Genomic DNA, 26534 nt, shown 5'->3' on the forward strand with positions numbered 1-26534 from the left:
AACTGTCGCATAAAACGCGTTTGGCGTTGTATGGTTAAGCCTCACGGGTAATTAGTACAAGTTAGCTTAATGGCTCACACCACTTCCACATCTTGCCTATCAACGTTGTAGTCTTCAACGGCCCTTCAGAGACTTTAAAAGTCTAGTGAGAACTCATCTCGAGGCCTGCTTCGCGCTTAGATGCTTTCAGCGCTTATCAGTTCCGAACGTAGCTACCGGGCAATGCCATTGGCATGACAACCCGAACACCAGCGGTTCGTTCACTCCGGTCCTCTCGTACTAGGAGCAACCCCTCTCAATTCTCAAACGCCCACGGCAGATAGGGACCGAACTGTCTCACGACGTTCTAAACCCAGCTCGCGTACCACTTTAAATGGCGAACAGCCATACCCTTGGGACCGACTTCAGCCCCAGGATGTGATGAGCCGACATCGAGGTGCCAAACACCGCCGTCGATATGAACTCTTGGGCGGTATCAGCCTGTTATCCCCGGAGTACCTTTTATCCGTTGAGCGATGGCCCTTCCATTCAGAACCACCGGATCACTATGACCTACTTTCGTACCTGCTCGACGTGTCTGTCTCGCAGTTAAGCTGGCTTCTACCATTACACTAACCGTACGATGTCCGACCGTACTTAGCCAACCTTCGTGCTCCTCCGTTACTCTTTAGGAGGAGACCGCCCCAGTCAAACTACCCACCAGGCACTGTCCGTAACCCCGATTCAGGGGCCAACGTTAGAACATCAAAACTACAAGGGTGGTATTTCAAGGTTGACTCCACAACAACTAGCGTCGCTGCTTCAAAGTCTCCCACCTATCCTACACATGTAGGTTCAATGTTCAGTGCCAAGCTGTAGTAAAGGTTCACGGGGTCTTTCCGTCTAGCCGCGGGTACACAGCATCTTCACTGCGATTTCAATTTCACTGAGTCTCGGGTGGAGACAGCGTGGCCATGGTTACACCATTCGTGCAGGTCGGAACTTACCCGACAAGGAATTTCGCTACCTTAGGACCGTTATAGTTACGGCCGCCGTTTACCGGGGCTTCGATCAAGAGCTTCTCCCTAAGGATAACCCCATCAATTAACCTTCCGGCACCGGGCAGGTGTCACACCGTATACGTCATCTTGCGATTTTGCACAGTGCTGTGTTTTTAATAAACAGTCCCAGCCACCTGGTCACTGCGGCTCCCGTCCGCTTAGAGAGCAAGTCTCATCACAGATAGGAGCGTACCTTCTCCCGAAGTTACGGTACGATTTTGCCTAGTTCCTTCACCCGAGTTCTCTCAAGCGCCTTAGTATTCTCTACCTGACCACCTGTGTCGGTTTGGGGTACGATTCCATATAATCTGAAGCTTAGAGGCTTTTCCTGGAAGTATGGCATCAACAACTTCATCACCTTAGTGACTCGTCTCGTGTCTCAGTCTTAATAGCAACCCGGATTTACCTAAGTCGCCAACCTACTCACTTTCACATGGACTACCAACGCCATGCTTGTTTAGCCTGCTCCGTCCCCCCATCGCAATTATATCGAGTACAGAAATATTAATCTGTTTCCCATCGACTACGCCTTTCGGCCTCGCCTTAGGGGTCGACTTACCCTACCCTGATTAACATGGGATAGGAACCCTTGGTCTTCCGGCGTGGGAGTTTTTCACTCCCATTATCGTTACTCATGTCAGCATTCGCACTTCTGATACGTCCAGCATACCTCCCGGTACACCTTCAACCGCTTACAGAACGCTCCCCTACCACTCAGAATAAATTCTGAATCCGCAGCTTCGGTGCATAGTTTAGCCCCGTTACATCTTCCGCGCAGACCGACTCGACCAGTGAGCTATTACGCTTTCTTTAAAGGATGGCTGCTTCTAAGCCAACCTCCTGGCTGTCTGGGCCTTTCCACATCGTTTCCCACTTAACTATGACTTTGGGACCTTAGCTGGCGGTCTGGGTTGTTTCCCTCTTCACGACGGACGTTAGCACCCGCCGTGTGTCTCCCGGATATTACTTTACGGTATTCGGAGTTTGCAAAGGGTTGGTAAGTCGGGATGACCCCCTAGCCTTAACAGTGCTCTACCCCCGTAAGTATTCGTCCGAGGCTCTACCTAAATAGATTTCGGGGAGAACCAGCTATCTCCCGGTTTGATTAGCCTTTCACTCCTAGCCACAGGTCATCCCCTAACTTTTCAACGTTAGTGGGTTCGGTCCTCCAGTTGATGTTACTCAACCTTCAACCTGCCCATGGCTAGATCACCGGGTTTCGGGTCTATACCTTGCAACTAGTCGCCCAGTTAAGACTCGGTTTCCCTACGGCTACCCTATTCGGTTAACCTCGCTACAAAATATAAGTCGCTGACCCATTATACAAAAGGTACGCAGTCACCCAACAAGTGGGCTCCTACTGCTTGTACGTACACGGTTTCAGGTTCTATTTCACTCCCCTCACAGGGGTTCTTTTCGCCTTTCCCTCACGGTACTGGTTCACTATCGGTCAGTTGGGAGTATTTAGCCTTAGATGATGGTCCACCTATATTCAGTCAAAGTTTCACGTGCTCCGACCTACTCGATTTCACTTAAAATGTCTTTTCATGTACGGGACTATCACCCTGTATCGTGGCACTTTCCAGAGCCTTCCATTAACACATAATAAGCTTAAGGGCTGTTCCGATTTCGCTCGCCGCTACTTTCGGAATCTCGGTTGATTTCTTTTCCTACGGGTACTTAGATGTTTCAGTTCTCCGCGTTCGCCTCGTTAACCTATGTATTCAGTTAACGATACCTGCAAGCAGGTGGGTTTCCCCATTCGGAAATCCTAGTCTCAAGCGCTTTTTACTAGCTTGACTAGGCTTATCGCAAGTTAATACGTCCTTCATCGCCTCCAACTGCCAAGGCATCCACCGTGTACGCTTAGTCACTTAACCATACAACCCAAACGGGTCTTTGTTTTGTGACAGTTTAACTTCGCCAGAAGTTAATATTGAATACTAAAGTAGATACCAATCAATCAACGTAAAACGTTAATTAAATGGCACTGAATGGTACTGCTACCATTCTTTTTTTACTTTTGAAAACTCTTGATAAATAACAATGTTATCTATCAGAATTTTATTATCAGCTTTTCCAAATTTTTAAAGAGCATATTAATTAGTTATTCCGAAGAACAAGCACTAATTAACAATCATCTGTGTGGACACTACGAACAAATAAGTTCTAAATCGCATAAGGAGGTGATCCAGCCCCAGGTTCCCCTAGGGCTACCTTGTTACGACTTCACCCCAGTCATGAATCACTCCGTGGTAAACGTCCTCCCGAGGGTTAGACTATCTACTTCTGGAGCAACCCACTCCCATGGTGTGACGGGCGGTGTGTACAAGGCCCGGGAACGTATTCACCGCGTCATTCTGATACGCGATTACTAGCGATTCCGACTTCATGGAGTCGAGTTGCAGACTCCAATCCGGACTACGACGCACTTTAAGTGATTCGCTTACCTTCGCAGGTTCGCAGCACTCTGTATGCGCCATTGTAGCACGTGTGTAGCCCTACACGTAAGGGCCATGATGACTTGACGTCGTCCCCACCTTCCTCCGGTTTATCACCGGCAGTCTCCTTAGAGTTCTCAGCATTACCTGCTAGCAACTAAGGATAGGGGTTGCGCTCGTTGCGGGACTTAACCCAACATCTCACAACACGAGCTGACGACAGCCATGCAGCACCTGTATCAGAGTTCCCGAAGGCACCAAACCATCTCTGGTAAGTTCTCTGTATGTCAAGTGTAGGTAAGGTTCTTCGCGTTGCATCGAATTAAACCACATGCTCCACCGCTTGTGCGGGCCCCCGTCAATTCATTTGAGTTTTAACCTTGCGGCCGTACTCCCCAGGCGGTCTACTTAATGCGTTAGCTTTGAAAAACAGAACCGAGGCTCCGAGCTTCTAGTAGACATCGTTTACGGCGTGGACTACCGGGGTATCTAATCCCGTTTGCTCCCCACGCTTTCGTACATGAGCGTCAGTGTTGACCCAGGTGGCTGCCTTCGCCATCGGTATTCCTTCAGATCTCTACGCATTTCACCGCTACACCTGAAATTCTACCACCCTCTATCACACTCTAGTTTGCCAGTTCGAAATGCAGTTCCCAGGTTGAGCCCGGGGCTTTCACATCTCGCTTAACAAACCGCCTGCGTACGCTTTACGCCCAGTAATTCCGATTAACGCTCGCACCCTCCGTATTACCGCGGCTGCTGGCACGGAGTTAGCCGGTGCTTCTTCTGTCAGTAACGTCACAGCTAGCAGGTATTAACTACTAACCTTTCCTCCTGACTGAAAGTGCTTTACAACCCGAAGGCCTTCTTCACACACGCGGCATGGCTGCATCAGGCTTGCGCCCATTGTGCAATATTCCCCACTGCTGCCTCCCGTAGGAGTCTGGGCCGTGTCTCAGTCCCAGTGTGGCTGATCATCCTCTCAAACCAGCTAGGGATCGTCGCCTTGGTGAGCCATTACCTCACCAACTAGCTAATCCCACTTGGGCCAATCTAAAGGCGAGAGCCGAAGCCCCCTTTGGTCCGTAGACATTATGCGGTATTAGCAGTCGTTTCCAACTGTTGTCCCCCACCTCAAGGCATGTTCCCAAGCATTACTCACCCGTCCGCCGCTCGTCAGCAAAGTAGCAAGCTACTTTCTGTTACCGCTCGACTTGCATGTGTTAGGCCTGCCGCCAGCGTTCAATCTGAGCCATGATCAAACTCTTCAATTAAAAAGTTTTATGTCTTTCGACAGCTCAATGAATTCTGAATTTATTTTAATATCTTTCGATATTGAATTGACTGTGCCGAATAATTACCGAAATAACTATTCTGTTGGTCACTCAGTTTTCAATTGAGACTCTAATTTGTTTGCCTTACTACCTAAGTAGCTTGGCTGTTAGAACTCAATCTGTACGAGTGCCCACACAGATGATTGCTTTATATTGTTAAAGAACGTTTTGAGTCGCTTTAGCGTCTCAAGGGATGCGAATAATACACCCTTTATTTTTCGAGTCAACACTTTGTTTTAAATTTTCTTTTGGAAGATTTAAAACCGAAGTTTTATTTAACTCTCTGAGTAGTTCGTGCCTCGCTATGCTTCGGCGTTTCCCGTCTCAGTGGGGTCGCATTATAGGGAGCGGCGGATTTTACGCAAGCGTTATTTGCATAAAATAGTAATTAAAATTAAGCCCCAAGCAAGCACACACGATAAGCACAAGTTACCCACAAAACCCTGTTGATAACTCTTGTTTTTACATAGCTAAACCATACTAAAGCTGTTAATTAAAACCTTAAAAATGCAAAAAGCACCTTATGTAGGTGCTTCTCAAAAGTAATAGTTATTAGAATCTAGTATAAAATACTATATAACTTGCGGCGATACTTAGCTGCGAGTGCGTCGCCATCAGGTAAAGAGGCAATAATGGCTAAAAAGCTTGGTTTTGCTTCGTTGAAGTTCAGATCTTTTTGTAGAACTGTAAACAGTACATCCAATGCTTCTTCTTTTCTGCCTGCTTCATTAAGTAATGCACTTAACTCCTCTTTTAACGCTAAGTCATTTGGATACTTTTCTACTTGCTGTTGCTTTTCTTTAATCTCTGGTGAATCTTTTGCTTCAAGCGCAGCTTCGCATTTTGCTTTTATATTATTAAAGTAAGCATCTTGCTCTTGTACATCGATTGTATTTATAAGCGCTTGCGCTTCATCTACTTTATGAATTTGGATACATATATCTGCAAGTACCAATTTAATACGCGCGTTATTATTGTCGATTTCATAAGCTTGCTTTGCATAATTAAATGCAGCATTTAAATCTGACTTTAATAACGCTTGCTTTGCTTGTTCTAATAGTAAGTCTTGTTGCGCAGGTAAATGCTTTGCTAGGGCTTCGCGTATTTGCGCTTCGCTTTGAACACCTGCAAGTAAATCTACTGGTGCGGAGTCTTTTAATAATACAAGCGTAGGCAGTGTTTGCAGACCAACTTGTTGCGCAAGTTGAGAAGCGAGTGCTTGTTCTGCATCGCAATCTAGGTTTGCTACTACTATATGGCTTGCATATTCTGCTGCTACTTTATCTAAAATTGCAGCCTGTCCTATACAGTCAGGACTTTGAGGAGAGAAAAAGTTAAGCAACACCAATTTTTGTTGTGATGTTTCACCGAGTACTTGTTGAAGGTTTTGCGCATTAATACTAACTATGTTGCTCATTGAATTGATTGCCATATTCGTCTATTTAGGTTTTTATATGGTGGTGAACATAATAATTACAAGTCATATACCTAAATCACTCGGTATACATATTCAACAATAAGGGAAAATATGAAATTAACTTACCTAAGTGCAATACTTTTATTAGCAAGCCCATTAGTACAAGCAAATGGACTCGATTTGAATTTAAGCAAAGCCATGCCAGCTATTGAAAAGTTTTACCTCGACTTACACCAATCCCCAGAGCTCTCTTATCACGAACAAAAAACAGGTAAAAAGATAGCAGATAGATTAACTCAGCTGGGTTTTAAAGTAACAAGTAATGTAGGTGGCTTTGGTGTAGTTGGTATTTATAAAAATGGTGAGGGGCCGACAATAATGATCCGCACTGATACTGATGGCTTACCTATTATTGAGCAAACAGGAAAATCCTATGCCTCAAAAGTCAAAGTAATAGATGAGCACGGTGCAAAAGTAGGTGTAATGCACGGCTGTGGCCACGATATCCACATGAGCTCTTTTATTGGAACTGCAGAGCAGTTAATTGCTCATAAAAAACAGTGGCAAGGTACATTAATGATGGTTGCACAGCCTGCAGAAGAAGTAGGTGGGGGTGCTAAAGCGATGTTAAGCGAAGGACTATTTAGTAAATATGCAAAACCTGATCATATAATTGCTTTACATGTAAGCGCTAGCGTCCCCGCTGGTAAGGTATCAATGAAAAATGAATACACGATGGCAAGTGTAGATTCTGTCGATATTACAATTAAAGGTAAAGGTGGTCATGGTGCTTATCCGCATACAACTATAGACCCAGTGGTTATAGCTGCACGCACTGTACTTGCTTTGCAAACAATCACAAGCCGAGAGCTTTCACCGCTTGAGCCTTCTGTTATTACAGTGGGGTCTATTCATGGTGGTTCAAAACATAATGTGATTTCGGATGAAGTAAAACTACAACTCACTCTTAGAAGCTATAACCCCGATGTAAGAAGCGCTCAAATAGCAGCAATAAAACGAATCACCGCAGGTATTGCACAAAGTGCTGGCTTAAATGAATCTAACTACCCTGTAATATATGTACATGAAGATGAATCTATTCCATCTACTTATAATAACCCTGCACAAACAGACATTGTTAGAAACTCTATTGCCAGCGCAATTGGCGATACTAATGTACTTGAAACACAAGCTGTAATGGCGGGTGAAGATTTTGGCCTATACGGACGCACCGATGAAAATATCCCTATTACCCTCTTTTGGCTAGGAGGCGTAAACCAAGCACAATATGCAGATTCAATAAAAACAGGTGAGGTACTCCCTTCTCTACACTCTAGTAAATTTGCACCTGATTATAAAGTTGCTATCCCTACTGGAATAAAAGCAATGAGTAACGCTGCTGTTGCCTTATTTAATAAGTAATCTGAGTTTAGGTTAAGTAATACCAATTCAACATTAAGCAATATGGTTTAATAAAATGGCACTGTTGCTAACTAGCAACAGAGCTTTTTTTATAATTCGACTTTTTAAAGGTCGCTTTTCCACCTCGTTTAGCAAAACGTTTTTTAGGTGAGGTTTTTGGTAACTTCGCAAATGCATTGCTATCGCAGTTTGCTGCTAATTGAACAAACCCATTTAGGTCAGCAAGTAAAGGCTGTAAAAATTGCTGATAACTCATTGCCTGCTGTGCAATATCACCTAAGCTCGACTCCCACTTTGCGGTTAAATCAGGACTCGCTAAACCTTGTGGTAATACGCTAATAAGAGCAAGTCCCGTTTCGGTCGCTCTAATTGACTTACCTTCACGTTTTAAAAAACGCCGCTTAAATAGCAACTCGATTATTCCCGCACGTGTTGCCTCCGTACCTAAACCATCAGTGTCTTTTAATACCTTTTTAATTTGTGGATCTTTAACATAACGGCTAATGCCCGTCATCGCAGCCAATAATGTGGCATCGGTAAAATAAGCAGGGGGTGATGTATGCTTTTCGACTACTTCGCCTTTATCGCAAAAAAGAGGCATACCTTTTGTTAAAGGAGGTAGCGAGGCTTCATCTTTTAATTCAGATTTACCCATTAACACCTTAAAACCCAAGCTTACATCTTGCTTTGCATTTGCCTTAAAAAGCCCACCAGCAATAATTACCTCAGCTTTAGTTTCGTTATATATATAGTCGGGATAAAACTGAATTAAGTAATGACGGCTTATTAATTGATATACCTTTGCTTCGTCACCGCTCAAACTCGCTGACTTTAACTGTTTAGCCGTAGGAACAATGGCATGATGGGCTGCTACTTTTGAATCGTTAAAACATTTACTACGCTTTTTTACATCAGCCCCGTTTACTAATTCACTGCTTTGCCCACCATTCTCACTTATAGCTTTTAAAATAGCAGATGCATCTTGATGGTGATCTTTAGGTAAATAACGATTATCTGAGCGTGGGTAAGTAATTAGTTTATGACGTTCGTAAAGTATTTGGCAAATATCCAATACTTTTTGAGCTGGCATACCAAATGCTTTAGCAGCATCTATTTGCAGAGCAGATAAATTATAAGGTAATGGAGCACTTTGCTTTTTTTGTTTTTGGTCGAGTGAAGTAAGCTCAGCACTTTGCTTTGTAATACGTGAAGCAACATTTTCTGCAAGAGCTTTGTTAAGTATTCGACCTTCTTCATCTTGATGTGGCTCACATGCTTTGCTTGGAACCCACTTAGCTATGAATGGTTGATTATCTGGAGTAAGCAAATGCGCCAATACATCGTAAAAAGGCTTAGATACAAAATTCGCTATTTCGTTATCTCTATTAACAACAAGACCTAAAATAGGGGTTTGTACTCGCCCTACCGAAAGCACATTACCAAACCCTGCTTTTTGCCCAGCTAGTGTGTATGCACGTGTTAAATTCATACCAAATAGCCAATCAGCACGAGAGCGCGCTAAAGCAGATACACTTAACGGAATAAAATCTCGATTAGAACGCATTGCGCCCAATGATTTCTTTACCGCCGATAAGTTTAAATCACTAATGAGTAAACGTTGCGTACTTTGCTTTTTAGCCTGACTTATTTTAGCTTCTTCTATTACTTGGTCGACCAGAAGCTGGCCTTCACGGTCTGGATCGCCAGCGTGAATAAGTTGCGAGGCTTGTTTAATTAATTTTTTTAAAACAGTGAGCTGTTTGCGAGTTTTGGTTTTGGCTTTTAATTTCCACTGCTCAGGTATTATAGGCAAGTGATCAAACTGCCACTTTTTAAAGCGCTCATCATAATCATCGGGCTCTGCTTGTTCTAGTAAATGCCCTATACACCATGAGACACAATCTCCGTTGGCGACTTCTATATAGCCATCGTGTTTTTTATGTGGTTTTGGTAACGCATCAGCAATAGCGCGTCCAAGTGAAGGTTTTTCTGCAATGTAGAGTTTCATAGCTTGCTCACCACTGTTTATATAAACAGTAGTTTAGCACAGCTATTTTAAAGGAGGGGCTTTTTTATGATTATTACCAGTTACTGTCTTATTATTTTTAATTACAATATAAATTAGCGGAAGATAACACACCACTACGGTGAGCGTATTAATTAAAGGTAAAAGCGTTTTATACATTAACGTGCTATAAGATAAATCCCAAAGGTGGCGATCAACAACGCGAAAAAGTTGTAAAATTGGTGCCATTATAACAACCAACTGACCTAACACACATTGCCATAAATAAACTTTATCTTTTATCCCAAGATAGGCAATTAAAGCCATCCAAGCTATGTCATTAAACGCCCAGACAAGATATCTATATATATAAATATCTTTATCAAACTCTTTTAAAGAATCGTATATAAGTGCACCAAATAAGAAAAATACACCTGTGACACATACAAATCGTAATGCTAAAAAATCTTTACGCAAATAGAAAACAACAATAGCTGGGATTAAAAATAAAACCCAGCTAAGTTCAAGAAATGTAATTACCTTATCAACCCATAAAGGCATTGTTATTCTTTCGTCTTATCGTCATCTCCGCCAGTACCATTTCCAGGCATATCGCTATACTTATATTTTTTATTCACGGGCATTCCATTACATATGTTAAGGAAATGTACTGTAAGCTAAAATGATGAAATTGCCAAGATGCTTAGGCAATTAAGTACCCTAAATTAAAACAAAAAGTAGTGAGATATAATACCAAGCAATAGCTTAACGTACATCAATAGGCGCTGACTCTTTTGCTTTACCTTGTAATATAGATATTTCTACTCGGCGATTCCTGCGGCGATCTTCATTTGAATCGTTTGGAACAAGTGGACGGGTATCAGCCCGACCCACTACCATCATGCGGTTTTTATCAAACCCTTGCACCGTTTGCAGCTCGCTTGCGACTGCTACGGCACGCTTTGATGATAAGTCCCAGTTGTTAATATATAACTCATTCGATACCTGAAAATCATCTGTATGGCCAGATACAGTTATTTCGCCAGGTACATCTTTTAACAGTACACCAATATCTTGAATTATGGGTTTAAACTTAGGTTGTAAAAATGCACTACCCGAAGGAAATGAACCATTCTCTCTAATACGAATAATTATTTGCTGCCCTAAAGATTCAAGCTCAATTGCACCATCTATTATTTGCTTTTCAAGCTGCTGCGCGATTTTTTTAACGAGCTCGTTAGTTTGTTCCTGATCGGCCGCTGAAGTTGCTTGCTCTGACGATTGCTCTTGAGAAGTACTACGAGATTCGCCACCACGTTTGTCCCCGCGCTGTTCTTGCCTGCCGCCAGCTGAGCTTTCATCTCCAGCCTGAAACTCTAACATTTGTTGAGTCATTTCTACTGTTTGTTGTTGAATAGTTTCTATTGGAGTGGGTTCTGGTTTGCCTGGGGTAAACTCCATAGCAATAACCGAGGTACCTTTAGGGATATCTTTTACTTCAATTTTATTCTGCACACCAAAAGCAAACTTCATAGAGCCCGCAATTTGTTTAAACTTAAGTACATCCATTTCTGAAAACGCAAGCAAGAGTACAAAAAAGCACATTAACAGTGACATTAAATCGGCAAATGTTCCCATCCATGCTGGTAGGCCTGGTGGTGGGCATTTGCACTCTTGATCAGACATAATTACTCCTCGGTATCTACTTTGCGTTTAGATTCAGCTAAGTAATTTTTCAAAATACCTTCGATTACTTTTGGATTTTGGCCATCTTGTATACCTAAAATAGCATCTAAAATTAAACGCTGATTCATAGCCTCTTCGTCTTTACGCAGTTCAAGTTTTACCTGAATAGGAATTGCCACAACATTGGCTAAAAACGCACCATATAAAGTTGTTAAAAGCGCTACCGCCATTGCCGGGCCAATTGCTTTTGGGTCATCCATGTTAGATAACATTGCAACTAAGCCAATTAGAGTACCAATCATCCCCATTGCTGGTGCAATATCGGCTAATGACTTAAATAAGCCTGCGCCCATTTCATGTCGAGTAGTGGTTAAAGAGATGTCTTTTTGAAGTGTGGCGCGAACAACATCTGCGTCATGGCCATCAACAAGCATGTCGACGCCTTTGCGCATAAATGGATTTGGGATTTCAGCTTCTTCGAGTGCTAAAAACCCCCCTTTACGAGCTGAATCAGCAAGTTCTACTGCTTTTTCAATAAGTTCTTCTGGCGTTTCAATTTTAAACATAAACGCTTTAGCAACAACTTTACCTATACCCAAAAACTGCGACATGGTGAAATTTGATAAAACAATGAAAAGTGAACCACCAAATACAATTACACTAGAAGGAGCATCGGCAAACATAGCCATTTCACCGCTACTACTCATAAACATAGACATGACAATTAAGCCAATTGCGCCTAGGATCCCGATTATGGTTGCTAAATCCACATTTCCTCCAGAAGTTTCATGCTTAATGGCCTTATCATAAACTTTTATTATTAACTGCTTATCGGCAACATATTGAATTGCTTAAGCCATTTTTATAAATAAACATAAAAAGCAGCCTTTAGCACTATTTTAGATCAAGTTATAAGGGCTACCTAATTATCAATTGATTTATTAAACTAACAGACCGCTATTAAGGCTTTATTAATACACTTGAAATATAATTTAACGTTATAAAGGTAAAAAACCAATATCATCCTTTGACCTAGTTTAGCATTCCCCCTAAAATTGACCCCTAAATTTATTATGTAAGCTGAAATAAAGATGGCGACTAAAAAACCTGAAAACTTAAGTTTCGAACAAGCACTAGAAGAATTATCTACAATCGTTAGTGACATGGAACAAGGTGACTTATCGCTTGAGCAATCGTTAAAGCAATTTGAGCGTGGAATTGCATTAGCAAGTGCTTCATCAGGTAAATTACAGCAAGCAGAACAAAAAGTATCAATTTTGATGGGGAATGGCGAAAAGTCAGTTCTTACGAATTTTGATAATGATATGGAATAGCTGTGAGCATAAATAATTATATCGAACGTGCTCAAAAAGATGTAGTAGCGACCTTACAACAGCATTTTAAACAGCCTCTCGATACTGAAGAAACAGTCAAGAACGCCACCCAGTATGGATTATTTAATGGCGGTAAAAGATTACGTCCATTTTTAGTTTATGCCACAGGTAAAATGCTCGGTGCAAACCAGCAAGACTTACATGTACTTGCAGCTGCAATTGAGTGTATCCATAGCTATTCACTAGTTCATGATGATTTGCCCGCTATGGACGATGACGACTTACGCCGTGGCCGCCCTACTTGCCATATAGAATTTGGCGAGGCAAATGCAATTTTAGCTGGTGATGCCCTACAAACACTCGCCTTTGAGCTTATTGCGAATCACAAATTTACATGCTCGTCGCAAACACAAGTAAAAATGATTGCTACGCTTGCCAACGCATCAGGCCTTGAGGGCATGGTAGGCGGACAAGGTCTTGACATAGCAGCAACAGATAAAGTAATTACCGTACAAGAGCTTGAGCGAATACATAAGCTAAAAACCGGAGCTTTAATTAATTGTGCAATTACACTTGGTGCACTGTGCAGTGAAAAGGCAGATCAACAAACCTTAGAAAATTTAAGCATTTTTGGGTATGCTATAGGGCTGGCGTTTCAAGTACACGACGACATTTTAGATGTTGAAGGCGATACGGTTACTTTAGGTAAACCACAAGGCTCCGATATTGCCGCGAATAAAGCGACATATCCGGCGTTATTAGGTATGCTAGGCGCTAAAGAAAAGGCGCAAAATTTAATACAACAAGCCCATGAAGCGTTGGCAAATATAGATGCTGACACAACACTTCTTGCGTCGCTAGCAAATTACCTAATTGAGCGTGACCACTAATTTTTGCTCATACGTATTGCAATTAGCACTGACATTATTACTCAACATTAATTATTCGTAAAAGCTTTGAATGAATTAATGTTAGCGAAGGATATATATAAAACCATGACACTTGATAGTAGCAAGTATCCATTACTTAATTTGGTTGACGAGCCAGCCCAATTGCGTGACTTAGCGCAAGACAAACTCCCTGCATTTAGCAATGAGCTGCGCGATTATTTACTCAACTCAGTATCGCAAAGTAGCGGTCATCTAGCGTCTGGTTTAGGGACGGTTGAACTAACCGTTGCGCTACATTATGTTTATAACACTCCAGACGATCGCCTAGTTTGGGATGTGGGTCACCAAGCTTATCCACATAAAATCCTTACAGGTCGTCGCGACCAAATGCACACTATTCGCCAAAAAGACGGTTTGCACCCTTTTCCTTTTCGCGATGAAAGCCAATACGATACGTTTAGCGTAGGCCATTCAAGCACCTCTATTTCAGCTGCCTTAGGTATGTCTATTGCCGCCCAAAAAGAAGGCAAAGGTCGAAAATCTGTAGCCATTATTGGTGACGGAGCTATCACCGCAGGCATGGCATTTGAAGCGATGAATCATTTAGGTGATGTAAAATCAGACATGCTTATTATTTTAAATGATAACGAAATGTCGATTTCTGAAAATGTTGGCGCATTAACAAATCACTTTGCCCGAATTCTATCAGGTAGCTTTTATACTAACATTCGTGAAGGCAGTAAAAAGTTACTCTCAGGTGTGCCTCCGGTAAAACAACTTGCCAGTAAAATGGAAGAGCACATTAAGGGCATGATGATCCCGGGAACCTTCTTTGAAGAATTAGGCCTAAATTACATAGGCCCAATTGATGGTCACGATGTAAACATGCTTGTAGATACATTACGTAATATGCGTAATTTAAAAGGCCCACAGCTTTTACATATAAAAACGCAAAAAGGTAAGGGCTATAAACCGGCTGAAGCCGATCCTATTGGCTACCATGGTGTACCAAAATTCGATCCGAGCGCAACTAGCCTACCTAAATCTAAACCTAGCGCTGCTACTTTTTCAAAAGTTTTCGGCGATTGGTTATGCGACATGGCAAAGCAAGACAGCAAGTTAATGGCTATTACGCCAGCAATGCGTGAAGGCTCTGGCATGGTACGTTTTTCTAAAGAGTTTCCAGATCAATACTTTGATGTAGCCATTGCAGAGCAGCATGCTGTTACTTTAGCGGCTGGTTTTGCTTGTGAAGGTTTAAAGCCTGTTGTTGCTATTTACTCGAGCTTTTTACAACGTGCGTATGACCAATTAATACATGATGTTGCACTGCAAAACTTACCTGTATTATTTGCCATTGACCGCGCTGGTATTGTTGGAGCCGATGGTGAAACTCACCAAGGTGCGTACGATTTAAGCTTTATGCGCTGTATTCCAAATATGGTAATTATGGCACCAAGCGACACCAACGAATGCCGCCAAATGCTATACACCGGTTATAAAGCAAACTGCCCTGTTGCTGTTCGTTACCCTCGAGGTAGCGCAGGTACTGCAGACATCGAAAGCACTATGCAACTGCTTGAAATAGGTAAGGCAGATACAATTAAGAAAGGCAGTAAAATTGCAATTTTATCATTTGGTACATTACTTGATAATGCACAGCTTGCTGCAAATGAATTAGATGCAACGCTTGTTAACATGCGTTTTATTAAACCTCTTGATACTGCACTTTTAAATGAGCTTGCTACTAGCCACGATGTAATTGTAACCCTTGAAGATAATGCTATTGCTGGCGGTGCCGGCTCTGCAGTTAATGAATACTTGGCAACGCAAAAGGCTGATATTAATATCCTTAACTTAGGTATTCCTGATGAGTTTATTAAACACGGCACGCAAGATGAAATGCACGATGAAATGGGATTAGGCGAGCAAGGAATATTAAACGCGATTAAAACGTTTATTAATTAACTTCCTATACATCTAAAGTTGAGCATATTAAAAAAGGAGCCTAGGCTCCTTTTTTAATATCAAATATTGCTCATCAGCGCATCCACACTTTAATATCAGCTAGGCCATTACTTTGTAAAATACCTAACTGTTGATCAACATTAGAGTTTTGTTCAAACTCGAATGCATCGAGCTGATCATCAAACGTAATATTAGCCACGCCATCACCACCGCGTTTTTTAACTTGATGAAGCGCTATATCGGCCAAGTTAATAGAGGTTTCCCAGCTAATTACCTGCCCGCCTAATAAAGGTAATGGATAAAATGACCAACCAATTGATGCCGTGATATTAGTTGTTTTTCCATTTGGTAATTGGAACGAATTAGCCGCTATTACTTTGCAAAGTTCTGAAGCGTAGCTGTCTATTTTATTGCATTTAAAGTCACGTAATAATAATAAAAACTCATCACCACTCCAACGTGCCACATAGTCAGAACCCTGCGTACGCGAATTTAACAATGCAGCCATTTGCTGTAAGCAGCTATCACCTGCAATTGGGCCATACGCATCGTTAATACGGCTGAAGTTATCAAAGTTAATAATTACCAGCACCAGTGACTTACCTTGTGCCTGCAGCGACTGTGAATTACGTTGAAAGTGCTCAATATCTTTAGGGAGTTGATCAAACAAAAAGCGGCGACTACGTAGCCCTGTTAGCTCATCTGAGTGACTCACTAATTTAAGCTGTGAATTCACTTGGCCTAATTTATCATTAGCTTGGCGAAGCTCTAAGGTACGCTCAGTGATTAAGCCCTCTAATGCTTCTTGCTTTCTGCGTTCTTGTGCTCTAAACACCCAAAAAATGAGATAAAAAAGCAAAATAAAACCACTGGTAATTAAAAGCCTAAAGTAAATTGTTTCGTCAAAGCGCTCAGGCACTACAAAACCGTACTCTACATCTTGCGCTTTAGCCCAGTCTTCACCTTGGCGCTTAGCTTCTAATTGAAACAAAAACGAGCCAGGAGGCAAGTTAGTATAAATAGCTTCACGTCGCGTATTTGCATAGCGCCAGTCACTATCTAAGCCACTTAGTTTATATCTAAATTCAATGCTGTTTGGTGCATAGTAATCAATAGCTGTGTAAGTTAGCGTTATATCACGCTCGTCTGTTTCTAATGATGGTTTTTTACCAAGCGCAGCGGTAGTTAAATGACGAAGTGGCGTTGTTATTGTCTCTATTGTTGGCTTTAATGCAAGCACACCAAATAGCTCTACATTTTTAGGTATTTCAACAACACCTTGTAAGCTTGGGTACCAAATAGAATTTCCGGTGTCTGCTACCGCATCATGCCCAAGTCCGCTACAACATTGATTCGCTTTACCATCGAGTTGACGGTCAAAAGATGAAATTACTTCTTCAACTTTTAGGCTTTTTATTTCTGTTTTAAATTGCTCTACAGGCATTCTGTAAACACCTTTCATGGTGCTTACCCAAACATGCTTTAACTTTTCATCATATTCTAGGCTAAATATAGAACCATACGGTAAACCATTAGCTGCATCGAGCTGACGCCATTGTCCTTGCGTACTTCTGTAAAAAAGCCCGTCGTTAAGAGAGCCGATTAAAATACCCACGCCATCTATATGTAGCACGCTAGTAACGTATGCGCTTTCAAGTGTTGTTTGGTCGCCAATTTTTTCAATGCCACGGTCTGTAAAGTAATATGCGCCCTTACTAGTACCAATCACACCAAAGTTTGTTTTATCTAATACGTAGGTAATAAACTTACTACCTAAAAAAGCGTTATAGGCAAAAGGCGTTAAACCAGCATAATTTAATCGATATAAACCGCGTCCGGTACCAATCCAAAAGCCGCCTTTACTAGAGCGACTTATTGCAAATACCGGATTATCGCGAAGTGCTCGACCAGGGACGGTGTAAAGTGTCTTGTTTTCAAAAACAAATAAGCCGCGCCCTGTGGCTATATATAATCGCTCACCATCAAATTGTAGATCGTGTACTGATGCGTATCCATATTTACTACTTGGGACTAAATTAATAAAACTTTTATCTAAATCGAAATAACCAATGCCGCTTTTATTCGCAACCCACAGTTTACCATCGGGTGCTTGGCTAATAGCCATAACAGATTCGGTCATGTTTGAAACTGCTGAATGCCTTTCGACTCGTCCTTCATGAGCAAGCCACAAGCCTTCACTAAAGCTTGCTAACCAAACGTTATTTTTATCATCTCTAAAAATATCAGCAAACCATATACTTTGATCGAGTTGGCTAGGCTCTACCCATTGCCACTCACCGGTTTTATCTCTGAATAATAAGCGTCCATAGGTCGAAACCCACAAGCCACCATCGGTATCACTCATAAACTTATAAACGGCTGAGTTATTTGCATTAGGTAAAGGAAAAGGTCTTAGCTCGTCATCTAAATCTAAAAAGTATGCACCTAGCTCAGAAGCTATATACAGATTACCATTTAAAAATGATAAATCGTGCACTATGGTTTGCGCTAAGCGCTCTGGTAGCGATATTTTAGCGGTAAGCTCTAAACGTAGTTTAGAAAAATCTGATGAGTTTTTTGTAAGGCGTAATAAATGACGATCATTAACCAGCCAAATGCCTTCAGGAGAGAGTGCCATTTGGCTAACAGAGCCAACTATTTGTGTGATCACAGTAGCATTAACAATAGGTAGAGGACCATTTACTTCAGTGCGTAAATCAACTTGCCCCCTATCTACATAGTATAAGCCGTTGGCCGCAATCCATATGCTACCTTTAGAGTCCTCAAGAATATCTCTCACTGGACCTTTAATATTAAATTCTTGTGCTGCAAATGTGGCTGGGTTAATAACTACCAAGCCACTTTTAGTGCCTACCCATAACAAACCACTAGAATCGACTAAAAGCTTATTAACACCATTACTAGGCAAGAATGGGCTATTTTGCGTGTTGTAATTTGTAAATGTTGTACCATCAAAACGGCTTAAACCAAATTGCGTACCAAGCCACATATAGCCTTGCTGATCTTGCACAACACTTTTAAGTGATTGTGACGGTAGGCCATCTTTTATATTCCATTGCTTAACTACGTAATCAGTAATTGAAGCCCAACTTGGCGTCGCGCACAACATAAGTACACAAACCAGTAAAAATCGCATCATATTGCTGCCACCTAGTTAAACAAATCAAATATAAAAATTAAAAGGGCAGTAAACCCACTTTTATTAACGCTTGTAAACATATAAGCGAAAAAACACCCGCAAGTATATCGTCGGCCATTATACCTAAACCGCCATGTACTCGCTTGTCTAGCATACGGATTGGGCCGGGCTTTGCTATATCAAAAAAGCGAAATAACAAAAAACCTACGAGTAATGTTTGCCAGTTAAGTGCTGCGCCAATCATAGTGATGTAATAACCCGCCACTTCATCCCATACAATAGCAGGGTGATCGTGCACGCCTAAATCATCAGCCGTTTTACCGCACGCCCATATACCAAATATACTGATCACAACGGCAAATACAATTTGCAGCCATAACGGATAATACATGGTCATAAAAATGAATGGCAAGGCAGCAAACGTACCAAATGTACCGGGCGCTTTAGGGGCAAGCCCTGTCCCAAAGCCCAGACCAAAAAACTGATGTGGACGCTTTAAATTAAACTTGCGGTTATTGTTCAAACCAGCTCCTTTGCAAAGTGCTCAAAACCCTGCGGTTCAAAATCAAACTTTTCACCGTTGTGTAAAAGCTCAATTTGGCCATCGCCACTTTTAACTTGGCCAATGCATGTTGCATCTACACCATACTGGCGTAGCTTTATTTCTAACATACTTTTATTGCTATCAGGGACCGTAAAAATTAATTCGTAATCATCACCGTAACTGAGAATAAATGGCAGCTGCTGATTAAAATCAAGGCTTGCTTGCATCGCATCTGAAGTTGGAATACTTTCAATATTCACCACTGCACTTACTTGTGACATATCTAGTATATGACTTAAATCAGCGATTAAGCCGTCCGACACATCGATAGCCGATGATGCAAGGCCTCGTAATACCTGCCCTGCAGCAACACGTGGGGTTGGAAAGTCAAAGCGTTTATTTACGTACTTTAAATGCTCTGGCTCAATACTTATACCTTGTTTGCGAGACTCAATTGCAAGTCCAGCGTCACCTAGCGGACCCGTAACATAAATCCAATCACCCACTTTTGCGCCACTACGACGAAGTGCAGTACCTTCGGGTACAGTCCCTTTCGCACAAATAGTGATGGTTAATGGGCCCTGAGTTGTATCGCCACCTATAATCTGCACATTAAAATATTCAGCAATTTCATGCATGCCATCAGTAAACTCTTCAATCCACTGTGGATCAATACTTGGCAAAGTTAACGCAACTGAAACCCAAGTCGGCTCAGCGCCCATGGCCGCTAAATCACTTAAATTAACAGCAAGCGCTCTGTGACCTAATGCACGAGGGGAAATATCATCAAAAAAGTGTACGCCAGCAACAAGAGTGTCTGTTGTAACGGCAAGTTGGCAGTTTTGTGGAACGGTTACTAAAGCGCAATCATCCCCTATACCTAGGTTTACATCACGACGGGTGATACCGCGACCTTTAAAGTAGCGGTTAATTAATTCAAATTCCTTCATACACAAAAAAGCCGGCCTATGCCGGCTCCCCTCTTTAACGGTTTACTTACTTGCGTAAATGCTTAACAGCTTTATCAAGTACACCGTTTACAAATTTATGGCTGTCTTCAGCGCCAAAAATTTTGGCCAGCTCAATACCTTCGTTAATAGCAACTTTATAAGGTACGTCTTCACGGAACTTAAGCTCATAGCTGCTTAAACGTAAAATTGCACGCTCAACCATATCTAAGTCATCAAACGGACGTGTTAAATGTGGTGATACAGCTTCGTCTAGTTGCTTGTAATTTACAGCAACACCCGTCGCTAGATCTTTAAAGTATTCAACATCAATTTTAGTAACGTCTGTTTCGATCAACATTTGTTGTTCGATATCGGCAATTAAATTGCCACTTATTTGCCAAGAATAAACGGCTTGGAGTGCTAAGATACGTGCTTTACGTCTTGCTGCTGGTTTCACAAAAATTCCTTAAACTTAAATTTTATCTAACACATTAACCATTTCAAGCGCGCCTAAAGCAGCTTCGCCGCCTTTATTGCCCATTTTGGTGCCAGCACGCTCAATTGCTTGTTCAATGCTTTCTGTGGTTAATACGCCAAATGCAACCGGGATATCATACTCAAGTGATACTTGCGCAAGACCTTTGTTTGATTCGCCAGCAACTAGGTCAAAGTGTGGTGTACCACCTCTGATCACTACGCCTAATGCGATGATTGCATCATACTCTTTTTTTGCCGCAACGCGTTTAGCCGCTAAAGGTAATTCTACCGCGCCTGGCACATAAATAACGGTAATGTCGTCATCTGATACGCCACCTGTGCGTTTTAGCTCATCAACAGCACCTGCAAGGAGGCTGCTACCAATAAAGTCATTAAAACGAGAAATGACAATGGCAAATTTTTTGCCTGGAGCGTACTTATTACCTTCAATAATTTTCATTTGATAACCCTAAAAATAAGTTCAAGCGGTTGCGATTGCGCAAAAATTGCTGCGCATCATACCATAAAAATAAAATAATAGCCTAGTTTAAGCGTGATGCTTATTGTGGCTCAACGTAATCAACAACTTCTAAATGAAAGCCCGAAAGTGCATGGTACTTTTTAGGGCGACTCATTAATCGCATTTGTTTAATTCCAAGATCGGCAAGTATTTGCGAACCTACGCCAACAGTACGAGATGTACCTTTGAATTTACGTGGCGTAACGCTTTCGCCGGCATCAGCTGCTGCAAATGCTTTCACAGTTGCCTCTAGCTCTTCAGTGCTTTCTTGCTTACCTAAAATAACTAAAGCACCTTCATTTTTAGCAATGTAGGCCATTGCTTCAGAAAGACCCCAGCTACGGTCAGCACTTCTGTCTGAAAGTAGAATATCGTTAAAGGTACTTTGCAAATGTACACGTACATTTGTCGGCTCTTGATCTTTTATATCGCCTTTGAGCAATACGTAATGTAACTGGCCGTCAATTGTGTCTTTGTAAGTAACTAAATCAAATTCACCATGAACAGTTGGTAACTTACATTTTGCTACTTGCTCAATTGTTGTTTCGTTTAAGTTGCGGTATTCGATTAAATCAGCAATGGTGCCAATTTTAATATCGTGCTCTTTCGCAAAAACTTCTAAATCAGGGCGACGTGCCATAGTGCCGTCAGCATTAAGTATTTCAACAATAACAGATGATGCTTCAAGTCCAGCTAAACGCGCTAAATCACAGCCAGCTTCAGTGTGTCCTGCGCGAGTTAATACGCCACCAGGTTGCGCCATAATAGGAAAAATATGTCCAGGCTGAACAATATCACTTGGGACTGCGCCTTTAGCTATAGCCGCTTGCACTGTACGCGCTCTATCTGCTGCTGAAATACCGGTTGTAACACCTTTTGATGCTTCTATCGACATTGTAAAGTTAGTCGAAAATGCTGCACCATTGTTTTTAACCATTAACGGTAAATCAAGTTGCTCGCAACGCTCTTGCGTCATGGTTAAACAAATTAAACCACGGCCATGGGTAGCCATGAAATTAATCGCTTCTGCGCTAATATGCTCAGCAGCTATTATTAAATCGCCTTCATTTTCTCTATCTTCATCATCCATTAAAATAACCATTTTACCGGCTTTAATATCGTCGATGATTTCTTGCGCACTGTGTAAATTCATAAATTTGCTCGTGTAAGTTGTCAGTTTCGTTATTTAATAAAACCCGCTTTAGCGAGTAAGCTCATCGAAATATCAGAGCCCGTTGGTTGCTCTGCACCCTTTATAAGGCGCTCTAAATAACGTGCAATTTGATCGACTTCTAAATTAACTTGGGTACCTACTTTAAAATGAGCAATTGTGGTTTGCTCACTCGTGTGTGGGACAATTGTTAATTTGAATTTATTGCCCTCTACAGCGTTTACTGTCAGGCTTATACCATCAATACATACCGAACCTTTGTACGGAATGTATTTCATTAAATTTTCGTCTGTTGTAAGCCAATATTCTGTTGCTCTGGCGTTTGCTGTAATACTTGTAATTGTTGCGATACCATCAACATGGCCAGACACTAAATGACCGCCTAAACGAGAAACAGGTTGCATGGCTTTTTCAAGATTCACCGTTTGTCCTAAAGCATAGTGAGCAAAACCGGTCAAACTAATCGTCTCATTAGATAAATCCGCACTAAAACCATCAATATGTTTATCAACTACAGTTAAGCAAACACCATTAGTTGCAATGCTGTCACCTAACTTTACGTCTGTCATATCAAGATCAGCACTTTGGATACGAATGGCTAAGTCGCCTTGTTTTTTTTGTAATAAAGCAATTTTGCCTGTGGCTTCTATTATCCCAGTAAACATAGCACTACTCTTTTTATTAAGTGATTTTAATGAGTTTTGACGCGGTGATACGTAAATCGTCACCAATGCGCGCACATTCATTAAATGTTAAATCAACGGTGTTTTGCATACTCGTCAATTCAGGAAAATTAACTAAACTTTTTGCATCATGGCCCATTAGTTTAGGCGCTAAATAAAAAACAAACTCGTCAACTAAATTAAGCTCTGTCATTTTACCAGCAAGTGTTGCGCCAGCTTCAAGCCAAACATTATTAAACTGCAGTTGCCCAAGTTTTTCTAAAACGGCTTGTAAATCAACTTTACCGTTACTTTCACTGACTTCAATATGCTTTACAAAATGCGGCCATTGCAATGATTTATCAACCTTAGTCGTAAATATTATTACATCACTTTGGATTTCAAATAAAGCAAGGTCAGGTGTTAAACGGTTTTGAGAGTCAATTATAACACGCACGGGCTGGCGAAGCGGCAAATCAGTAGGCAGTGTGCAAGGCAGCTCACTTAGTCGCACATTAAGTTTAGCATCATCGACTAACACTGTATCGGCACCGGTTAAAATAGCGCAGCTTTTCGCTCGGTATAATTGTACGTCTTGTCGAGCAGCAGGACTTGTGATCCACTTACTTTGCCCATTTTTAAGCGCTGTTTTACCATCAATACTCGCTGCCATTTTGCAAATCACATAAGGTAAGCCTTGCTCCATACGCTTAAAAAAGCCAACGTTAAGTGCGCGAGCTTGTGATTCGAGTAACCCGTAAGCAACGTCAATACCCGCGTCGCTCAGTATTTTAAGGCCTTTGCCAGCAACTTGTGGATTTGTATCAACCATAGCAGCAATTACTTTTACCACACCGGCAGCTTTTAAGCCTTCGGCGCACGGTGGCGTACGGCCATAATGACTACACGGTTCAAGCGTTACATAAGCCGTTGCACCTTGTGCATTTTTTCCAGCGACAGCCAGTGCATTTACTTCTGCATGACCTTGACCAGCTAATTGATGGAACCCCTCACCAATTATTTGATTATTTTTAACTAAAACACAGCCAACATTAGGGTTAGGTGTGGTAGTAAACCGACCTTTTTTGGCAAGCTCTATGGCGCGTGCCATATACATTTCATCATGTTCAGTAAAAGTAATTTGGTTAAGCATTTATTATACCAATTGCGTTAAATAAGTGGTCCATTATAGCGCTAAGAAGATAGCGCAATAACAAGGCGAAAATTATGACATATAGTTGTTCTATATGAATAATTTTTAACGCAGTGAGTGCGCTATTTAATGCGATAGAATGATCATATTTTTAATAAAATTGGTATTACTCCCCTAAGCGGGCAATTTCTTCGCCAAATTCGCGTATATCTTCAAACGAGCGATAAACAGAGGCAAATCTTACATACGCTACTTTATCGAGCTTTTTGAGGGCTTCCATAATGCATTCACCAACCAAATGGCTTGAAATTTCTCGCTCACCTGTAGCACGCAACTGCGATTTTATTATATTCACTACTTCGTCTACTTGCTCTGTGCTCACTGGGCGTTTTTCGAGTGCGCGATTTAAGCCATTTAATAATTTATCTTCGTTAAATGGTTCGCGGCTGCCGTCTTGTTTAATAACACGAGGCATAACCAGTTCAGCGCCTTCAAATGTAGTAAAGCGCTCATGGCAGTCGTTGCACTCACGGCGCCTGCGAACTTGATGGCCTCCACCAACAAGGCGTGAGTCAATAACTTTAGTATCTTTTGCGGTACAAAATGGACAATGCATAGCTCGGTACTTCCGTTTTAAAACAAAAAAGGCCGCTATTTAGCGGCCTTTAATCTTAGCAAAAAAATAGGGTCTGTTGACCTTTCAGGATTAAATTTGTTCTATCTAGGGGCGATTTAATCGCGGCGCGAGGTTTGTAACCTAGTGGGCTAAGTAAAAACCGAGCAAAGCTTCCGCGTCCTGCTCACGCCCCTTACCTACATCCATGTAAGCAACAAAGAGTAAATAGCCCCTAGGACGAACCCGAGGGCAGTGCATGTTTGCCATTTATGCTGCGTTATCGCCTATTTGTGTGGAGTAACCACACTACATAGACTCTGCCTTGCCTAAAAACCAAACATACTACTGCAAATTAAACCTCGAAAGATAAACAGGCCCCTATCCTATGTGATCTAAATTACTGCTGCTTATGCAATTAAGCGTAAACAGGTAATTTTGCACAAATTGCTTTAACTTTTTCTTTAACTTGCGCCTGTACAGATTCATCAGTGATGTTATCTAGTACGTCACAAATCCAGCCAGCAAGCTCTTTTGATTCTTCTTCTTTGAAACCACGACGAGTGATTGCAGGAGAACCAATACGCAAACCAGATGTTACAAACGGAGAACGTGGATCGTTTGGCACTGAGTTTTTGTTAACTGTGATGTTAGCGTTACCAAGGGCTGCATCTGCATCTTTACCAGTAATATCTTTATCGATTAAATCGAGTAGGAATAAGTGGTTTTCAGTTTTGTCAGATACGATTTTGTAGCCGCGCTCTTGCATTACAGCAACCATTGCTTTTGCGTTTTTAACAACTTGTGTTTGGTATACTTTAAATTCTGGTTGAAGCGCTTCTTTAAATGCCACTGCTTTTGCTGCAATAACATGACATAAAGGACCACCTTGGCCACCAGGGAAAACTGCGCTGTTAAGCTTTTTATAGATTGCTTCGTCGCCACATGCAGAGATAATTAAACCACCACGAGGACCAGCAAGTGTTTTATGCGTAGTTGTAGTTACAACATGTGCATGAGGAACTGGGCTTGGGTAAACGCCTGCCGCAATTAAACCTGCAACGTGAGCCATATCAACAAACAGGTAAGCACCTACTTTGTCAGCAATTTCACGGAATTTAGCCCAATCAACAATACCTGAGTACGCTGAGAAACCACCAATAATCATTTTTGGTTTATGCTCAAGTGCTAGTGCTTCAACCTGTGCGTAATCAATTTCGCCCGTTGTTTCATCTAGTCCGTATTGAATTGCATTGTAAAGCTTACCAGAGAAGCTTACGTGTGATCCGTGAGTTAAGTGACCACCATGAGCTAAGCTCATACCAAGTACAGTGTCGCCTGCTTCTAATAGCGCTAGAAAAACAGCAGCATTAGCTTGCGAACCAGCATGTGGTTGTACGTTTGCGTAGTCAGAACCAAATAACTCGTTAGCACGGTCAATTGCTAATTGCTCAACAACATCAACGTGCTCACAACCGCCATAATAACGTTTGCCAGGGTAACCTTCTGCGTATTTATTTGTAAGCTGTGAACCCTGCGCTTCTAGTACGCGTGGGCTACAGTAGTTTTCTGAAGCGATTAGTTCAATGTGCTCTTCTTGGCGAGCAGTTTCTTTGTTTATCGCGTCAAATAACTCTGGATCAAAATCCGAAATATTCATGCTACGTTCTAACATTGGGGTCTCCTAGGGCAACGTGTATGGTGTTTTTTAGAGGCTTTATTGTACGCTTTAAACGACTCTTTGCCT

At 41.7% G+C, this 26534-nt stretch carries 19 protein-coding genes and 2 rRNA genes; 4 read left to right on the forward strand and 17 right to left on the reverse strand.

Going from position 1 to position 26534, the window contains the following annotated elements:
• Positions 1-30 precede the first annotated feature (30 nt).
• The 3 genes from FFU37_RS11815 to FFU37_RS11825 all read right to left on the reverse strand — a co-directional run bounded on the left by FFU37_RS11815 (position 31) and on the right by FFU37_RS11825 (position 6232).
• Positions 31-2920: ribosomal RNA gene (locus FFU37_RS11815) — 23S ribosomal RNA — on the reverse strand.
• Positions 2921-3219: 299 nt separating this feature from the next.
• Positions 3220-4755: ribosomal RNA gene (locus tag FFU37_RS11820) — 16S ribosomal RNA — on the reverse strand.
• Together the 16S and 23S rRNA genes form the textbook arrangement of a ribosomal RNA operon.
• 619 nt (positions 4756-5374) lie before the next feature.
• Positions 5375-6232, reverse strand: coding sequence for a tetratricopeptide repeat protein (locus FFU37_RS11825; protein WP_138489562.1), 858 nt, complete (start codon positions 6230-6232; stop codon positions 5375-5377).
• 111 nt (positions 6233-6343) lie between these two features.
• Here FFU37_RS11825 and FFU37_RS11830 point away from each other — a divergent pair, with 111 nt between their 5' ends.
• Positions 6344-7654, forward strand: a complete 1311-nt coding sequence (locus tag FFU37_RS11830; RefSeq protein WP_039490437.1) for a M20 metallopeptidase family protein — start codon at positions 6344-6346, stop codon at positions 7652-7654.
• A gap of 67 nt (positions 7655-7721) precedes the next feature.
• Here FFU37_RS11830 and FFU37_RS11835 read toward each other — a convergent pair whose 3' ends face one another.
• From FFU37_RS11835 to pomA, 4 genes are all read right to left on the reverse strand, one after another.
• Positions 7722-9662: a DNA topoisomerase III gene (locus FFU37_RS11835; protein ID WP_138489563.1), complete on the reverse strand. Its 1941-nt coding sequence runs from the start codon at positions 9660-9662 to the stop codon at positions 7722-7724.
• 42 nt (positions 9663-9704) lie between these two features.
• Complete coding sequence (locus FFU37_RS11840; RefSeq protein WP_024603830.1) at positions 9705-10220, reverse strand: hypothetical protein; 516 nt, start codon at positions 10218-10220, stop codon at positions 9705-9707.
• 204 nt (positions 10221-10424) lie between these two features.
• Positions 10425-11345 (reverse strand): flagellar motor protein MotB, encoded by a 921-nt coding sequence (locus tag FFU37_RS11845; RefSeq protein WP_024597196.1) that lies wholly within the window; start codon positions 11343-11345, stop codon positions 10425-10427.
• Positions 11346-11347: 2 nt separating this feature from the next.
• Entirely contained in the window at positions 11348-12115 is a 768-nt protein-coding gene (gene pomA, locus FFU37_RS11850; protein WP_024597197.1) for a flagellar motor protein PomA, read from the reverse strand.
• A 321-nt stretch (positions 12116-12436) separates the two neighbouring features.
• Here pomA and FFU37_RS11855 point away from each other — a divergent pair, with 321 nt between their 5' ends.
• The 3 genes from FFU37_RS11855 to dxs all read left to right on the forward strand — a co-directional run bounded on the left by FFU37_RS11855 (position 12437) and on the right by dxs (position 15537).
• Positions 12437-12679, forward strand: coding sequence for an exodeoxyribonuclease VII small subunit (locus FFU37_RS11855; protein ID WP_002961738.1), 243 nt, complete (start codon positions 12437-12439; stop codon positions 12677-12679).
• Between the two features lie 2 nt (positions 12680-12681).
• Positions 12682-13569, forward strand: coding sequence for a (2E,6E)-farnesyl diphosphate synthase (gene ispA, locus FFU37_RS11860; RefSeq protein ID WP_024597198.1), 888 nt, complete (start codon positions 12682-12684; stop codon positions 13567-13569).
• Between the two features lie 105 nt (positions 13570-13674).
• On the forward strand, positions 13675-15537 hold the full coding sequence (gene dxs / locus FFU37_RS11865) for a 1-deoxy-D-xylulose-5-phosphate synthase (protein ID WP_138489564.1): 1863 nt from the start codon (positions 13675-13677) through the stop codon (positions 15535-15537).
• A 73-nt stretch (positions 15538-15610) separates the two neighbouring features.
• Here the strand turns inward: dxs and FFU37_RS11870 are convergent, their stop codons facing one another.
• The 10 genes from FFU37_RS11870 to glyA form a co-directional block, all read right to left on the reverse strand.
• On the reverse strand, positions 15611-18697 hold the full coding sequence (locus tag FFU37_RS11870; protein WP_002961745.1) for a ligand-binding sensor domain-containing diguanylate cyclase: 3087 nt from the start codon (positions 18695-18697) through the stop codon (positions 15611-15613).
• 37 nt (positions 18698-18734) lie between these two features.
• Entirely contained in the window at positions 18735-19220 is a 486-nt protein-coding gene (locus tag FFU37_RS11875; protein WP_002961747.1) for a phosphatidylglycerophosphatase A family protein, read from the reverse strand.
• On the reverse strand, positions 19217-20191 hold the full coding sequence (gene thiL / locus FFU37_RS11880; RefSeq protein ID WP_024596289.1) for a thiamine-phosphate kinase: 975 nt from the start codon (positions 20189-20191) through the stop codon (positions 19217-19219). The genes FFU37_RS11875 and thiL overlap by 4 nt, the downstream gene beginning before the upstream one ends.
• Before the next feature lie 46 nt (positions 20192-20237).
• Entirely contained in the window at positions 20238-20648 is a 411-nt protein-coding gene (gene nusB, locus FFU37_RS11885; protein ID WP_002961751.1) for a transcription antitermination factor NusB, read from the reverse strand.
• Between the two features lie 15 nt (positions 20649-20663).
• Positions 20664-21128 (reverse strand): 6,7-dimethyl-8-ribityllumazine synthase, encoded by a 465-nt coding sequence (gene ribH / locus FFU37_RS11890; RefSeq protein WP_002961753.1) that lies wholly within the window; start codon positions 21126-21128, stop codon positions 20664-20666.
• Positions 21129-21228: 100 nt separating this feature from the next.
• Complete coding sequence (gene ribBA / locus FFU37_RS11895; RefSeq protein ID WP_024603846.1) at positions 21229-22341, reverse strand: bifunctional 3,4-dihydroxy-2-butanone-4-phosphate synthase/GTP cyclohydrolase II; 1113 nt, start codon at positions 22339-22341, stop codon at positions 21229-21231.
• A gap of 29 nt (positions 22342-22370) precedes the next feature.
• Entirely contained in the window at positions 22371-23024 is a 654-nt protein-coding gene (locus tag FFU37_RS11900) for a riboflavin synthase (protein ID WP_002961757.1), read from the reverse strand.
• 16 nt (positions 23025-23040) lie between these two features.
• Positions 23041-24174 carry a bifunctional diaminohydroxyphosphoribosylaminopyrimidine deaminase/5-amino-6-(5-phosphoribosylamino)uracil reductase RibD gene (ribD, locus tag FFU37_RS11905; protein WP_039490424.1) on the reverse strand — a complete coding sequence of 378 codons (1134 nt, stop codon included), beginning with the start codon at positions 24172-24174 and terminating at the stop codon, positions 23041-23043.
• 166 nt (positions 24175-24340) lie between these two features.
• On the reverse strand, positions 24341-24790 hold the full coding sequence (gene nrdR / locus FFU37_RS11910) for a transcriptional regulator NrdR (RefSeq protein ID WP_002961761.1): 450 nt from the start codon (positions 24788-24790) through the stop codon (positions 24341-24343).
• A 415-nt stretch (positions 24791-25205) separates the two neighbouring features.
• Positions 25206-26462 (reverse strand): serine hydroxymethyltransferase, encoded by a 1257-nt coding sequence (gene glyA, locus FFU37_RS11915; RefSeq protein WP_002961763.1) that lies wholly within the window; start codon positions 26460-26462, stop codon positions 25206-25208.
• Positions 26463-26534: the final 72 nt, after the last annotated feature.

Source organism: Pseudoalteromonas distincta (assembly GCF_005877035.1).
GTDB lineage: Bacteria > Pseudomonadota > Gammaproteobacteria > Enterobacterales > Alteromonadaceae > Pseudoalteromonas > Pseudoalteromonas distincta.